21 protein-coding genes and 2 pseudogenes are annotated in these 12,991 nt (G+C 35.5%); 19 read left to right on the top strand and 4 right to left on the bottom strand.

The window, feature by feature from the left end; all coding sequences use genetic code 11:
• Positions 1–19: 19 nt before the first annotated feature.
• The 14 genes from JCM13188_RS04760 to JCM13188_RS04695 all read left to right on the top strand — a co-directional run bounded on the left by JCM13188_RS04760 (position 20) and on the right by JCM13188_RS04695 (position 6,554).
• On the top strand, positions 20–373 hold the full coding sequence (locus JCM13188_RS04760; RefSeq protein WP_279401390.1) for a hypothetical protein: 354 nt from the start codon (positions 20–22) through the stop codon (positions 371–373).
• 19 nt (positions 374–392) lie between these two features.
• Entirely contained in the window at positions 393–1,229 is an 837-nt protein-coding gene (locus JCM13188_RS04755; RefSeq protein ID WP_054752488.1) for a hypothetical protein, read from the top strand.
• A gap of 66 nt (positions 1,230–1,295) precedes the next feature.
• Entirely contained in the window at positions 1,296–1,655 is a 360-nt protein-coding gene (locus JCM13188_RS04750; RefSeq protein ID WP_054752486.1) for a hypothetical protein, read from the top strand.
• A 58-nt stretch (positions 1,656–1,713) separates the two neighbouring features.
• On the top strand, positions 1,714–2,121 hold the full coding sequence (locus tag JCM13188_RS04745) for a hypothetical protein (protein ID WP_279401389.1): 408 nt from the start codon (positions 1,714–1,716) through the stop codon (positions 2,119–2,121).
• 167 nt (positions 2,122–2,288) lie between these two features.
• Positions 2,289–2,591 carry a hypothetical protein gene (locus JCM13188_RS04740; RefSeq protein ID WP_054752482.1) on the top strand — a complete coding sequence of 101 codons (303 nt, stop codon included), beginning with the start codon at positions 2,289–2,291 and terminating at the stop codon, positions 2,589–2,591.
• 52 nt (positions 2,592–2,643) lie between these two features.
• The gene (locus JCM13188_RS04735; RefSeq protein ID WP_054752480.1) at positions 2,644–2,967 is read left to right on the top strand and encodes a hypothetical protein; all 324 of its coding nucleotides are present in this window, start codon (positions 2,644–2,646) and stop codon (positions 2,965–2,967) included.
• 193 nt (positions 2,968–3,160) lie between these two features.
• Positions 3,161–3,460 carry a hypothetical protein gene (locus JCM13188_RS04730; protein WP_054752478.1) on the top strand — a complete coding sequence of 100 codons (300 nt, stop codon included), beginning with the start codon at positions 3,161–3,163 and terminating at the stop codon, positions 3,458–3,460.
• Entirely contained in the window at positions 3,432–3,833 is a 402-nt protein-coding gene (locus JCM13188_RS04725) for a hypothetical protein (RefSeq protein WP_054752476.1), read from the top strand. The genes JCM13188_RS04730 and JCM13188_RS04725 overlap by 29 nt, the downstream gene beginning before the upstream one ends.
• A gap of 51 nt (positions 3,834–3,884) precedes the next feature.
• Positions 3,885–4,268, top strand: a complete 384-nt coding sequence (locus JCM13188_RS04720; protein WP_054752475.1) for a TadE family protein — start codon at positions 3,885–3,887, stop codon at positions 4,266–4,268.
• Positions 4,268–4,453 (top strand): pilus assembly protein TadG-related protein, encoded by a 186-nt coding sequence (locus JCM13188_RS04715; RefSeq protein WP_054752472.1) that lies wholly within the window; start codon positions 4,268–4,270, stop codon positions 4,451–4,453. The genes JCM13188_RS04720 and JCM13188_RS04715 overlap by 1 nt, the downstream gene beginning before the upstream one ends.
• Before the next feature lie 217 nt (positions 4,454–4,670).
• Positions 4,671–4,934 (top strand): hypothetical protein, encoded by a 264-nt coding sequence (locus JCM13188_RS04710; RefSeq protein ID WP_054752471.1) that lies wholly within the window; start codon positions 4,671–4,673, stop codon positions 4,932–4,934.
• A gap of 13 nt (positions 4,935–4,947) precedes the next feature.
• On the top strand, positions 4,948–5,463 hold the full coding sequence (locus JCM13188_RS04705; protein ID WP_054752469.1) for a hypothetical protein: 516 nt from the start codon (positions 4,948–4,950) through the stop codon (positions 5,461–5,463).
• A gap of 48 nt (positions 5,464–5,511) precedes the next feature.
• Positions 5,512–5,727, top strand: a complete 216-nt coding sequence (locus JCM13188_RS04700) for a hypothetical protein (protein ID WP_054752467.1) — start codon at positions 5,512–5,514, stop codon at positions 5,725–5,727.
• A 23-nt stretch (positions 5,728–5,750) separates the two neighbouring features.
• Positions 5,751–6,554 (top strand): hypothetical protein, encoded by an 804-nt coding sequence (locus JCM13188_RS04695; RefSeq protein WP_054752465.1) that lies wholly within the window; start codon positions 5,751–5,753, stop codon positions 6,552–6,554.
• Between the two features lie 75 nt (positions 6,555–6,629).
• Here JCM13188_RS04695 and JCM13188_RS04690 read toward each other — a convergent pair whose 3' ends face one another.
• The 3 genes from JCM13188_RS04690 to JCM13188_RS04685 are packed head-to-tail and all read right to left on the bottom strand — an operon-like array spanning position 6,630 to position 8,296.
• Complete coding sequence (locus JCM13188_RS04690) at positions 6,630–7,820, bottom strand: M4 family metallopeptidase (protein ID WP_279401401.1); 1,191 nt, start codon at positions 7,818–7,820, stop codon at positions 6,630–6,632.
• A 46-nt stretch (positions 7,821–7,866) separates the two neighbouring features.
• Positions 7,867–8,154 carry a hypothetical protein gene (locus JCM13188_RS17915; protein WP_279401388.1) on the bottom strand — a complete coding sequence of 96 codons (288 nt, stop codon included), beginning with the start codon at positions 8,152–8,154 and terminating at the stop codon, positions 7,867–7,869.
• A complete protein-coding gene (locus JCM13188_RS04685; protein ID WP_054752461.1) occupies positions 8,066–8,296 on the bottom strand; it encodes a hypothetical protein in 231 nt (76 codons plus the stop codon). The genes JCM13188_RS17915 and JCM13188_RS04685 overlap by 89 nt, the downstream gene beginning before the upstream one ends.
• A gap of 336 nt (positions 8,297–8,632) precedes the next feature.
• Here JCM13188_RS04685 and JCM13188_RS04680 point away from each other — a divergent pair.
• Both JCM13188_RS04680 and JCM13188_RS04675 read left to right on the top strand, forming a co-directional pair.
• A pseudogene (locus tag JCM13188_RS04680) lies at positions 8,633–9,891 on the top strand (YeeE/YedE family protein).
• An 88-nt stretch (positions 9,892–9,979) separates the two neighbouring features.
• Positions 9,980–10,558 carry a DUF899 family protein gene (locus JCM13188_RS04675; protein ID WP_054752459.1) on the top strand — a complete coding sequence of 193 codons (579 nt, stop codon included), beginning with the start codon at positions 9,980–9,982 and terminating at the stop codon, positions 10,556–10,558.
• A gap of 237 nt (positions 10,559–10,795) precedes the next feature.
• Here JCM13188_RS04675 and JCM13188_RS04670 read toward each other — a convergent pair whose 3' ends face one another.
• Positions 10,796–11,521, bottom strand: coding sequence for a DUF421 domain-containing protein (locus JCM13188_RS04670; RefSeq protein ID WP_054752458.1), 726 nt, complete (start codon positions 11,519–11,521; stop codon positions 10,796–10,798).
• Positions 11,522–11,643: 122 nt separating this feature from the next.
• Between JCM13188_RS04670 and JCM13188_RS04665 the strand changes: the two genes are divergently transcribed.
• The 3 genes and pseudogenes from JCM13188_RS04665 to JCM13188_RS04660 all read left to right on the top strand — a co-directional run.
• On the top strand, positions 11,644–12,120 hold the full coding sequence (locus JCM13188_RS04665) for a PaaI family thioesterase (protein ID WP_054752456.1): 477 nt from the start codon (positions 11,644–11,646) through the stop codon (positions 12,118–12,120).
• Between the two features lie 195 nt (positions 12,121–12,315).
• Positions 12,316–12,474 carry a hypothetical protein gene (locus JCM13188_RS17910; protein ID WP_279401387.1) on the top strand — a complete coding sequence of 53 codons (159 nt, stop codon included), beginning with the start codon at positions 12,316–12,318 and terminating at the stop codon, positions 12,472–12,474.
• A 10-nt stretch (positions 12,475–12,484) separates the two neighbouring features.
• Positions 12,485–12,877 (top strand): annotated as a pseudogene (locus tag JCM13188_RS04660) (DUF3231 family protein); the annotation flags it as partial.
• Positions 12,878–12,991 lie beyond the last annotated feature (114 nt).

Raw genomic sequence — 12,991 nt, 5'->3', positions numbered from 1 at the left:
GAATATTGCAGGGGCTGCAGTGGGGACAGGATTTTCAATATTGGATACTGCAGGGAGTATTGCCAATTTTAACGACTTAAGTGGTTCAGGTGCTACTGGATCTGAACTCACAGCTGCAGGTGCTAAAGTTGGTGAAGGTGTAGGTAGTACCTTGATGAATGCTGGTGTTATAGCCTCTGCAGTTCCTGGAGGGCAGTTAGTAGGTGCTGGAATGGTAGCAACTGGAGCCGTAGTGTGGCTTGGATCAAAGGCAACTGGAGCTATAGCGAGACGTTGGAAAGGTAGCGTTAAAGAAACTGCAAAATCTATGTGGAATGGTGCTAAAGATAAGGCTAGTAATGCCATCAGTAAAGTGAAAGGTTGGTTTTCTTAAATGGCGCGGATGATTTCCTATGTATGATGATTCTCTTTTAATAGTAGAACAAAAGCTAAACAGTTTAAAAAAACTCTTTGAGACATATTGGCTTGACGATAAAAAGCTTTCTTATAAAGGTAACATTTACCATAAAGTGTTTTATAAGAAGTATAACACTGTCAACGGTGGAATCATTTTCACACCAAACGATGAAAATATTACTAAGGAAGAGTACTTAGAAGCATTTGAGTTATTCGTGCTTCTAATAACTAGAACAAACTCTACCAAGGAACACGGAAATTATAAAAACAAAGCAAGTATGATTGGTTTTGAAAATACAGAAGCTCACTTAAAAGCATTATTAAAACGTGAAAGTCTTATTGAAGATGAAAAGAAACTTATGGACATATTGATTAATATGTTAAGGGAAATGATTAATTTGCAAGACCAGCTATCAGATTTAATGAATCGATTTAATAGTTTCCTTAAGTCAAAAGAACCCAATAACATTTATCACCCCGAAGACGTAGATGTTTTATTAAAGATGAATGCGGAGCTAGATTATATACAAAATCAACAAGGTAATTTATCTATCGATTCGGTTGACTACTTTAAACAACTTGAAGAGGTTATTAAGAATAAACCAAGCATGTTTACAACTGCAGTTAGACGATATGTTTCTGAGTTTACTAAGGATAAGGAAAAAATGATAAAAAACCTAAAAGAGGTTACACAAATAGACACATCAAATATTAATGGTAAAGAAGATTATATTAATGCTTATATAATAGAGCATGTTGATCGACAAAGAGAACTAAATAAAGGCTTACTAAAAGACTTAAGGTATCCAAAAGGGTTATTAGAGGTCATGTAAAAACAAAACAATTAAGTATTAGCTGGTTATAAATGCTGTAGTTAATGGAGTGATAGGAGAAGTATAATGTTTCCGTTAAAGGTATTACAAGAAGCAAAAAAACATAAAAAGCTATTTGAAAAATACTGGGTTCACCCTTTTTATCTTCACTTAAATAGTACCGATTTTTATTTAGTATTTTTTACTCGTTTTTATAGCAAAAAAAGCGAATTAATTGTATCTGCGACAACAAATGAAGCCGATCAAGCAGATTATAATAGAGCACTCGAATACTTAGTATTCCTCTTAAATAATGGTGCTAGTATAGTTGATAACGGCAACTCAAGGAAAAAAATTAATATGGTAGGATTTGAAAAAAACAAAGGCTTTTCTAAAGGAAGTATTAGACAGAAATGTTTTGAACGAAGATATAAAACCGTATTATGAGAATACCTACAATATCTTAACAATAAATTTGAATTTACAAAAGGAAGTAATTAATTTAGTGGATCAATATGATTCATTCATTAATAAAAAGCGTGGTGAGGATAATAATAGATTCTTTCCTGATGATGTAGATTTTGTACAATCTATTTTAGCTCAATTAGATTATATACAGTATAAACAATTGGGTAATTCTATAAAAGGTTTTGATGATTTCTCCTATATCAATGAAGATTTAAACACTAATAGTAGAGTGCAAGAATATGTAACACCAGAAGTTAAAGGGTATATAAAAGAATTTTCAAAGGATAAAGAGGTACTGCATCAAGAAATTCAAAAAATTACTTATTTTAAAGAACAAGATAAGTTAACAAAGGAAGAACATATAGATAAAGTCAAAGAAAGATATAATGAAATGCAACGAACTTATCTTCAAGGCTTGAAGGAAGACATAAGAAACCTTGACTAATCACTCACAACTTGTAGGAGTGAAAAGATGTTTCCTCAAAAGATAATTAAAGAAGCAGAAAAGTATAAAAAAGTTTTTGAAAAGTACACGATTAACCCTAACTTTCTTCAATTGAATGGGAAAGATTTTTACTTTGTTTTTATAGAAGATTCAAAAAAGACACAGAAATGATACTAACATCACCTGATAACGCTTTTAAAGAGGAATACCATAGAGCCTTTGAGCTACTAGTTTATTTTCTAACTAACGCTTCAAGTATTAAAAGAAATGGCACAGAAAGAAAAAATATAAATATGATCGCTTACGAAAAGACAAAATCTTTCTTGAAAGACATTGCTAGGGATACCGGCACGATTAATAAACCAGTTTTTGATAAGTGTTTAAATACAATTACTAGTACTTTGAATTTACAGACAGAGTGTATTGAACTTGTAGAAGAGTATGAATCATTTATGAAGAAAAAAACGTGAAGTAGATGGGAATCGGTTTTTCCCAGAAGATGTTGATCACATACAAACTATTTTGGCAGAGTTAGATTATATACAATTCCAACAGCTAAACAATGAACTTAATACTTGTGATGAATTTACAATAATTTATGATGAGTTACATTCTAATAACCTATTAAGAGGTTATGTTACTGCTGAAGTTAGAAGGTATATTAAGGAGTTTTCAAAAAGCAAAGATAGACTTGAGCGAGAAATACGTAAGATTACTTACTTTGATGATCAAGAAGACTTCATGAGAGAAGAGCATATCCGAGCATTTAAAGATAGCTATAAAGAGATGCAACAAAGGTATTTAAGTAAATTAAAATGTAAGGCTAGGAATTTTGATTGTTATTAAGGGCTTAGTTTTATAAATTGAGAAAGGGTGATCTTTTGTATTCGCAACCAGCAGTAAAAAAATAGTAAAACAGCATAAAAAGCTTTTTGAAACTTCATGGGTCGATGATAAAAAAATTATCTTATAATGGAAACTTATATCATATGGCCTTTTATAGTAGATTTGGGAAAGATACGGGCGGAGTGTTTTTTCGGTGGATGATCAACACATAGATAAAGATGAGTACTTAAAGGCTTTTGAATCTTATGTGCTTTTAGTCTCGAGAATTTCTTCTACCAAAAGGCATGGCACGTACAGAAAAAATATAAATATGATAGGGTTTCAAAAAACGAGAACACACTTGGAAACATTACTAGAAGGAAACCTAACAGAAAAAGAGCAGGGTATTATTAATGCTTTAATTAATATGTTGAAAGAAATGCTCAATTTGCAAGATCAATTGTCTAACTTAATGAAGCGATTTAATGACTTTATCCAATCAAAAAGAACCTAATAATATCTATGAAGCGGAAGATGTAGATGCAGTGTTAGAGATGAATGCAGAGTTAGATTATATACAGAATCAACAAATCAACTTATCCATTGATTCTGTAGACTATTTTAAAGACCTAGAACAAGTAATTAAAGATAAGCCAGAATTGTTTACAGATGAGGTTAGACGATATGTCTCTGAATTTACTAAAGATAAGGAAAAAATGATAAGTGAATTAAATGAAGTTACTCAAATAGATACAACAAACATAAGTAACAGAGATGAATATATAGCAGCTTATATTGAAGAACACATTGAAAGGCAAAGGAAATCGAATATAGAAACAATAAAAGAATTAAGGTACCCTACAGGCCTATTACAATATTTTAATTAGCAGAAATGAAGACACTTGAAATCTATAACCAATTAAGGAGGATAATAGCTAATGAATAAAATTAAATCTGAAGAAGGTTCGGCGACAATTGAATTTTTAGGGATTGTTCCATTAGCTTTTATCCTACTAGCAATCATGATTCAGTTCATCGTGAGTGTTCATGGTGTGATTGTAGCGCAATCAGCAGCAAATGAGTATGCAAAGGTGTATTCTGTTACAGAAAATAACAGTGAAGCGAAAATCGCAGCTGAATCAATCCTAGACTCTACTAATTATCTAGGAGGAATAATTAGTAGAACTGACACTACAAGTAGAGAGTTCTCGACGACGGTTAATGCAAGTATTCGTTTGATTTTCTTACCGGAACAAATTTTTGGAACACAAACGCCTACGATTAATTTTACAGCTGAAGCTCATAGTAGGGTGATTGAGTGATGAAGAAGATATTGAATAATGAACGTGGAAACATTGCGATATTTGTATTAGGCCTTCTTATAATAAATATGGTGTTGTTCGTCTTTGTTCTAAATTTAGGAAGTGTGTTTGCGACGAAGGAAAAATCTGCTTCCATTGCACAACAAGCGAGTATGGTCGCGACTAGTGTTTTTACGAAGAGGTAAGAAACGCTATCGACGAGTATGAAGAGGAAACATTAGAAGGAGCTTTACATGCTTTTTCGAAGACTTTGAAGAAAAAGTCTCTAACCGTAAAGAACATCTAGAAACCTCAGGTGGATATGTTGGATGGTCTTTAAGAGAGATAGAAATAGAAGCATTTGATCAGGTCTTAAATGAAGAATTAAATAGCTCAGACTATCGAGTTGAACTTGAGGGATTCTTGGAAAGTAGAGTGGATAAACAAAAAGTCATTAGAAGTATTAAACGTACTATTCAAAAGAACGATGGACTATTAGAAGATGCTCAACTGGAAATTAAGAATAATAGATTTCATGTAAAGGCTTCTAAAGAGTTTACGGCCACAACATATAGCAATATTATTGAGAATTTTCAAGATAATGTGTATCAAAACTCCTCAGGACCTAAAATTGATTTTTTAGAGGATATATGGGGAAATCCAAAAACAATTAATTTAGAAGAATAGGAGACGAATTTGAATGAAGAATTTAATGAAGGGTTCAGTGTTAGTTCTGTTATTATCATTAGTATTAGCTGCATGTAGCGGTTCTGAGGAGCAGGAAGAGATTATTAGTTACCATAATGATTTAACTGAGTTTAACGATGAAGTACTGAATGAAATTGAAGAAGTCCTACAACAAACAGAAACAGCTGCAACTGTAGAAGAGAGTTATGAGATTCAGAAAGAGTTACCCGACCTTGTTGGGAAAATGCTAACTAACCTTGAATCTAAGGACCCGGAATCAGAAAGTGTAAAAGAGTATCATGATTTACGAAAGAAACAAATAACTGCTTGGCATGAAGCTATGAAACTTGAAGTGGATATATTAGGTCAGTTGGCTAATGGTGAAATGACTGAGGAAGAAGCTAACGAAGCTTCAAAAGAAATCGATAAATTAATGGTAGAGTTTGATGAATTAACTCAAGAAGTAGAAAACAAGATTGTAGAGTTTGAAGAAGAATATGATATTGAGTTTGAAGAAGAAGAAATTTAGTTAGTAGGAGAATATATAAGTTTTAAAAAATCTAATTGAGGTGTAAATATGTTTAAATCCGAAAAAAGTATTAGACGACTTTATCTGTTTTTAATGATTTTCACATACGGTATCTATATACCTGTTACGCTTGTTGAATTAATTAATGGTACAGCTTCAAATGCTTCTTTAATTACAGCTGTTGTATTAGCGACAGGAGTACCTACTATGAGAAAAAGGCATCTAGAATCAATTAAGAATAAAGAATATAATTCAAATGTTTAGTTTGAGTTTAGGGGTAAATAAATATGTTAATGGTTTTACTTGTTATTTTAATTACAACCGTACCACTAATTTGGTTATTATTCTCGGTTGTAGACTATAAAAGAGGTAAAATAGCCAAAGTTAAGTGGAAAGGGCCATTAAAGCTCTTTTTAACTCTTGCATTATTAGTTTTAATCCATGCAATATATTTAAACATTAGATATAACATCCCAATCTTCATCAACCTTCATTCTGCAAGTATAGCTTTAATAACGGTTTTAATTATTGGAGGAGTTTTCTCCTTAGCCAATATCATAACTACTTTAAAAGTAGGAAGAACACACTACCATAATCCTACCCTAATGTGGAAATTCATAGGGGTATTCATGTTAGTCATGCTGACCATTATAATTTGGTTTCTACCTGCTGGAGAGAAAATGAAATACGTTAGAGATCTCAATTTTGCCTATGAAAAGTTGAATGAGAAAGATGAGGATATTGCTGTTATTTTAGCTTCTTCAGAAAGCAATTGTTTGCGAGCAGAAAGCACTCGACCAAGGTATACTTGTGATAGCTATGCAAATGTATTTTATGTTAAAAATAATTTCGATCAATCAAAAGAAGTGCAATTAAGTTTTAGAGTTTTTAATAGGCAAGAAGAGGAACTAGAGGTTATAGAGTCTCATATTATGAAATTAGAACCAGAAGAAATTAAGTTGGTTATTACAGATGAAACTCAAGAATTGAATAATTCTTGGAGTCAATATTCTTTTGAAACTGAAGAGACAGTTCATTATTATCAATATAAAAAAAGGTATAGAGATATTGATTCAGATAATAAGAATTAATGGTTGTAACAAATAGTTTAATTGGCAGTATCATTATGAATAAAGCCTCCGCACACCTGCGAAGGCTTCATTTATTTATTCTTCATTAATCCCAACTTGATCAAAGCCACTTGCTGTCGCTTGGGCTTCTTCGCTTCCTTCACCGTATAAGTCAATTGCCGACTGAACAATGACTTGGCGAGCCTCTTGGAAGTTAGAGTTTGGTGTTAGGTAATGAACAAGAGCACGATAATAAATGTTACCTAACGCTTCTCGTCCGATTTCCTGTGCGGTTAAATACGCGGCATGGTTAATAATGGATGAGTTAATGTGTACGCCTCCATTATCAAGGTACCAAGGTAAATCATAAAATTCATCCATATGTGATGGATACATACCGTCACCATTTCCATATGGCACATAGGCCTCGTTAACTGGGAATTTACTTGGGTCACTTAGGCTACGAAGTGCAGTTCGTCCGTCTTCAACAGCACCAGGTCCCATAATATCTTCACCTAACTCCCAGTTTTCATCATCAATAATAGCTCCGAAAATATCTGCGAACGACTCGTTTAACGCACCTGATTGACCTCTATAAACCAGGTTAGCCGTATTCGAAATAACGCCATGAGTCATCTCGTGTGCGGCGACATCAAGTCCAGCAGATAGCGGAACCATAAAGTCACCATCTCCATTACCGTAAGTCATGTTACGCCCGTTCCAAAAGGCATTGTTGTAGTTGTTTCCAAAGTTAACGTAAGAGACGATGGCCATTCCTTCATCATCTAAAGAGTTTCGGTCGTGTTCTTCTTTATAGTAATCATATACTTGTTCGGAGTTATAATGCGCATCAACTCCTGGTGCATCTTCCTCACTGTTGAAAGCTGCACTGTTATTGGTGACGAGCTCACCTGTTTTATAATCATATGTTAGAATGCCTTCTAGGCCCTCATGGGAGTGGTCGGCAAGCATGAAATGAGTGCTGTCTCCATCTGCTTTAACTCGAGACATGTGTAAATCTCCTCGAAGTTCACCGTGAACACCTGTTCCAACTCCTGTGTGATCTTCCATTTTATATTCTTCTAGTGGGTGTAATGCATTAAATTGATCGATGACTTCTCCTGTATGTGCATCGACATACACAAACCAGTTACCTGGCTCGTCCGATAAGAACGTCACGTTTACTTTATGAGCTAGATATTGCTCCCCTTCAAATGGATAAATGACTAGTTCAGATCTTGGTTCATATTTTAATTGGTCTGGTGCTTCGACACTTGTTTTCGCAATATCAATAGCTTTTCCTTCAGATAGTTTTGGGTTCGTATTTAATTGATTACGTCCGTATCTTGGCTGACATGACCATTCGCAGCGACAACTTCGTTTTGTTTGTTAAAGTGAACGATGACTTCGGTGCCTTCATTGGTATTCCATTTTTCTCCTGATTAAATCGGATATGCGTCATGCCTAGTTCGTCTTTTTCAACGTTTTTAGCCTGGAGCTCCTGCTGAGCGCTCTCTATATTAAGTTTATCTTTATGCTTGTTTAAATAGGCTTTGGCATTTTTTAACGCTACTCTTTGAAAAGCGTTCTTTCTGCATTTCCTTAACAAAGATAGGAACATGATCCTTAAAGTCTTTCGTTTGTTGTTGTGCCATAACATTCGGAGCTTGTACATCTCCTTGGATGAGTGCGTGGCTTGTTTGAAAACCACCCAAAATTAACGTTGATGCTAAGACAACGGATGTTGCTTTACGCATTTTCATAAAATAACCCCTCCCAATCTATAGTTAATAGATATTATAGATTGGAAGAATTAGGTTGTCATGATGATTTATTATTATATTTAGAAAATTAAAATAATAGCACTTTAGTGTTAGAAATAAAGCAATCACAACTGGGAAAAGTGATTATACTAAGCTGTTAAGAGGGAGTATTACTATAGTATGATAGTTCGTTAATCGAAATAATATGGTTAATGAGTACTAGAGAAAGTCATTTTGATAGTTTGTAAGTTTTTCCTTTGACAAAGCGTTCAATCCTTAATATGATAATGTATGTCATTAATTCCGACAAAATTTATCAGAAAAAGGAGAATTAATATGGCGACAACAACAAGAGTACAGCCTGTCAACGAAGTTAAAGATCCTGTGAAAGCTAAAGACACAGGTTTAAATAAACCGCAAACTAAATTAATCATAGGTGGGTTAGCTGTTACAGCTATACTTATGGTGTATTTGATGATGACCCAATCATCCATGCAGCCCGTACTATTAATACTTGGTTTATTACTAGGCTACACGCTATTCCATGCTAGATTTGGTTTTACGTCAGCCTTTCGCCGCCTTGCATCGGTTGGAAACGGTCAGGCACTTCGGGCACATATGTTGATGCTTGGAGTGGCCGTAACGTTGTTTGCTCCAATCTTGGCATTTGGCCTTTCGTTCTTTGGAACAGGTGCAGCCGGCTATGTCGCACCTGTAGGGATTAGCGTATTAGTTGGTGCGTTCATGTTCGGAATCGGCATGCAGCTAGGTGGCGGTTGTGCATCTGGTACGCTATACGCTGTTGGTGGCGGGCGTACGGTGATGCTCATCACGTTACTATTTTTCATCGTAGGTGCAACGGTAGGAGCTGCGCATTTACCATTTGGACAGAGGAGCTGCCTTCGATGGAAGCTTTCTCAATTGCGACATCAACTGGTCTAGGGTACGGAGGTGCCTGGGCTGTGTCGATTGCGTTATTTGGATTAATTGCCTGGATTACGCTTGTCGTAGAACGTAAGAAAAAGGCTCCGAAAATGGCGCCACTACCAACAACATCAGGTTGGAAACGTATTTTCCGTGGTTCTTGGCCTCTATTTGCAGCTGCGATCGCGCTTGCTGTGTTAAACGCGTTAACACTTATGACGCGAGGCAATCCATGGGGCATTACGTCGGCATTTGCCTTATGGGGATCTAAAGCAGCAAGCTTCTTTGGGGTTGACGTCGCTAGCTGGAGCTACTGGCAAGGTGCTAATGCTCAGGCATTAGAAGCATCTATATTTGCGGATTCAACAACTGTGTTAAACTTTGGTGTTATTTTAGGTGCTTTCTTAGCGTCAGCTGCAGGAGGTTTATTTAAGTTTTCTAACCTTACTAAAGGAAATGTGACGGCAGCAATCATTGGTGGTCTACTAATGGGTTACGGCGCACGCTTAGCCTTTGGTTGTAATATTGGTGCTTACTTCGGCGGTATTGCTTCATTTAGTTTACACGGTTATGTATGGGGAATCATGGCTTTAGCCGGTACTTTTATCGCATTATATCTAAGACCACTATTCGGATTATCCGTACCAAAACCAAAAGATTCATTCTGTTAAAAAAGACCTCTTATTGCACATAGCAATAAGAGGTTTTTCCATATCTTTGTAGAATTAAAACATAACAAATATTTTAGGAGGTATGGGAATGTCTGATGCGGGTACTTTAGAACAGAGGATTAATAGTCTTCACGAAGAGTTGGCTGCTAAAAAGAAGGAATTATTTGAGCTGATGAAGCAAGAGGGAAAAGTGGTCATTGATAATTATGAGTTACTGGACAGGGAAGGTAACAAAGTGACGGTCGATAAGCTATTTGGTGATGCTGACACGTTATATGTTATTCAGAATATGGGTAAGTCTTGTAATTATTGTATGCTTTGGGCGGATGAAATCAATGGAATCCTTCACCATTTAGAAAGCGTGGCGCCGGTTGTTTTGGCTTCATCCGACGAACCTGATGTCATGGCTGAATTTGCGGATCAGCGTAAGTGGCGATTTAAACTAGTTTCTACTGCACAATCTAAATTCAAACAAGCATTAGGTTTTGAAACTTCAGATGGTGCACCTCAGCCTGGCGTATCCATTCTGAAAAAAGACGAAGATGGTCAGATTTATCAATACTCATCAGCTCCATTCGGCCCAGGAGATTCATTCTGTGGTATGTGGTCATTCATAGATTTACTACCAGAAGAGGAAAGTCAGTGGGCGCCGAAAAAGGCATATTAATTTCTGTGAGCTTTTGCGCCTATGTTGGGTGCAAAAGCTTTTTCTAATGCAATGTCTCATATATTTGCCGAAATGTCCTATAAATCGGCTTTAATGTCTTATAAATTAAGTCTAATGCCCCTTTTCGACAAAAATCGATTCCGCATTTCGTTTACAAATGTCTCATAAAAGGTTTCTGATGTCCCATAAATTTTATTTTTATTGAAGTTGTAGCTAAAATCATAAAATCTTTAGGGTCTAATGATAAAACCTTGGAACATATAATCCTTTCTCGTTTTTAAGAGAAATGTGAAGTTCTAAATCATAGTTAATAGCGGCATAAAAAACTTCCTGTACATCTAAAATACCACGCTTAGCCAGTTCTTCTTTTAACCACGTTTCATTCAAACTAAATGATTTTAAAATACTTGTGTAAATTTCCCCTTCCATAACGACAGGTAATGATATGCTAGGCTGGCCTCCATCAAGCTGCATATCTTCAATTGTAATGGGCCTTTTTGATGGTTTTAATAACACACTTAAACTTCCATCAGATTCGATGATGGCTGTTTGGACATCATTTAGGTCAAACACGTTTTTTTCTCTTAGCAGCTGAAGGATGTTATCAATTGAGTAGCGAATGCGTTTTAGATTTTGATTTAACAGCTTGCCGTCTTGGACTACTACGGTAGGTTCAAAAGTTAGGTAGCGGCCAATTTTTCGGTTCATTATTTTGAGTTTAGCTACTAACCTTTGCAACATAGCAATTGCGATTAGTGCAACGACTGTGTATAAATGTTCAATGGATGGGTCAGCTATATCCGCACCTACTAAAGAGCCGAGTGAAATGACAATTAAAAAATCAAATATAGGGAGCTCACCTATTGCTCTTTTCCCCATAAAAATCGTGACCAATAATAAAAGTGGCAAGATCGTTATAATTCTTCCAAGTACAATCAATGTTTCTTTTAAAGTTTCATCCATAAATAAGGCTCCTTAAGCTGTCTTAATTGTATTTTGACCTAATCTCAAGACCTCATGCACAGCTATACGATGTATGATAATCTAAAATTATAGAAAAATTTAAAAAACAGAGGTGGATTCAGGTGACACATATTAAACATGCGATTCAAGATGATTACCCGAACAGTTTTGCTCATTGCTACGGGTGTGGACGGCTAAATGAAGAAGGGCATCAATTTAGAACTGGCTGGGAAGGAGATCAGACCGTTACATATTATGAGCCTGATAAGAAATACACGGCTATTCCTGGGTTTGTCTATGGAGGGTTTCTTGCATCTCTCATGGACTGCCACGGGACAGGTTCAGCTTCATTAGCACTTCATCGCAAAAAGGGGAATGAACCAGGTGACGGAGTGGATGCTCCAAGGTTTGTGACAGCTTCTTTAGAAATTAAATTCACAAAACCAACACCTCAAGGAAAGGTCTTAAAAGCTGTGGGAAAAGTTGAAGAAGTTCGGGAACATAAATTTAAAACGGATATTGATGTTTTTGCTGGGGAAGAAAAAGTCGCTTCAGGATCAGTTGTGGCAGTAGTTATGCCAGAAAACTTTACTCAGTAACATAATCTAGAGTGACGTAGCGCATGCTAATAAAAAAAGGAGAAGTTCAGAGTGGATCGTATGAAAACCCTGATCTATATCGGCTTAATTTTATTGATTTTAGTAGCGCTTGTCACACGTTTTACTTAAGGAAGAATATTTCTACTCATTTAGTAAAAAATAATTTTAACTAAATTTGAGTAGAGGTGAACGTAGGTGGGAAATAATTTTCCGAAATGGATTGAAGCCTCCTTACACACGTTAAAGAGTTTAACAGATGGTGAAAAAGAAGATATACATGTAGGCGAAGCATGGCATGCTGGACTTACCTTGCGTTCGTTGAAAGTATTATTGTTTATGAAGAAATTAGTTTAAACATGACAAAAATAAAGAAGTTGTTGACTTTGTGAATGAAGCTTTGAAAGTAGCTAACTCTCATAAAAAAGAACTGCGAAGCTTTATGATTGATGAGGGAGTTACACTTCCTGCAGCTCCTGAACATAAACCGAAATCAGAACCAGAAGCTGTGCCAGAGGGTGCTAGAATGACGGAGAATGAAATTATGAATACCCTCAGTATTAATTTTGTATATGCGAGTAATTTATGTAGTGGCTCTGCAAGTCAAAGTGTGAGGACGGATGTTGGCCTTATGTTTTTAAAGTTTCATATTGATAAATTATCGTTAGGTATGAAGGCAAAAAGTTTAATGCGAAAACGTGGCTGGTTAAAGGTTCCGCCTTTTTACCATCCACCAGGTGCGCCTTCTAAAAATCGATAAATATAAAAAACTCCTCTTTCCGTTTCGTAAAAAGAGGAGTTTTTAATATAGAAACTACTTAATTATTCCGCAGGTTCAAAGTCTTTAAGAGACTTGACATCCATATAAGCTGGA

Origin of the sequence: Piscibacillus salipiscarius JCM 13188, from assembly GCF_001311865.1 — a bacterium.
Classification (GTDB): domain Bacteria; phylum Bacillota; class Bacilli; order Bacillales; family Alkalibacillaceae; genus Piscibacillus; species Piscibacillus salipiscarius.
The sequence above is the reverse complement of the archived record's forward strand: the minus strand, read 5'-3'. Positions and strand labels throughout refer to the sequence as shown.

What these genes read in the sequence shown, in the direction of transcription:
- JCM13188_RS04755 (WP_054752488.1), top strand. Translation starts at nt 393, where the DNA reads ATGTATGATGATTCTCTTTTAATAGTAGAACAAAAGCTAAACAGTTTA.
- JCM13188_RS04750 (WP_054752486.1), top strand. Translation starts at nt 1,296, where the DNA reads ATGTTTCCGTTAAAGGTATTACAAGAAGCAAAAAAACATAAAAAGCTA.
- JCM13188_RS04740 (WP_054752482.1), top strand. Translation starts at nt 2,289, where the DNA reads ATGATACTAACATCACCTGATAACGCTTTTAAAGAGGAATACCATAGA.
- JCM13188_RS04725 (WP_054752476.1), top strand. Translation starts at nt 3,432, where the DNA reads ATGACTTTATCCAATCAAAAAGAACCTAATAATATCTATGAAGCGGAA.
- JCM13188_RS04720 (WP_054752475.1), top strand. Translation starts at nt 3,885, where the DNA reads ATGAATAAAATTAAATCTGAAGAAGGTTCGGCGACAATTGAATTTTTA.
- JCM13188_RS04715 (WP_054752472.1), top strand. Translation starts at nt 4,268, where the DNA reads ATGAAGAAGATATTGAATAATGAACGTGGAAACATTGCGATATTTGTA.
- JCM13188_RS04705 (WP_054752469.1), top strand. Translation starts at nt 4,948, where the DNA reads ATGAAGAATTTAATGAAGGGTTCAGTGTTAGTTCTGTTATTATCATTA.
- JCM13188_RS04700 (WP_054752467.1), top strand. Translation starts at nt 5,512, where the DNA reads ATGTTTAAATCCGAAAAAAGTATTAGACGACTTTATCTGTTTTTAATG.
- JCM13188_RS04695 (WP_054752465.1), top strand. Translation starts at nt 5,751, where the DNA reads ATGTTAATGGTTTTACTTGTTATTTTAATTACAACCGTACCACTAATT.
- JCM13188_RS17915 (WP_279401388.1), bottom strand. Translation starts at nt 8,154, where the DNA reads ATGTTCCTATCTTTGTTAAGGAAATGCAGAAAGAACGCTTTTCAAAGA.
- JCM13188_RS04685 (WP_054752461.1), bottom strand. Translation starts at nt 8,296, where the DNA reads ATGAAAATGCGTAAAGCAACATCCGTTGTCTTAGCATCAACGTTAATT.
- JCM13188_RS04675 (WP_054752459.1), top strand. Translation starts at nt 9,980, where the DNA reads ATGTCTGATGCGGGTACTTTAGAACAGAGGATTAATAGTCTTCACGAA.
- JCM13188_RS04670 (WP_054752458.1), bottom strand. Translation starts at nt 11,521, where the DNA reads ATGGATGAAACTTTAAAAGAAACATTGATTGTACTTGGAAGAATTATA.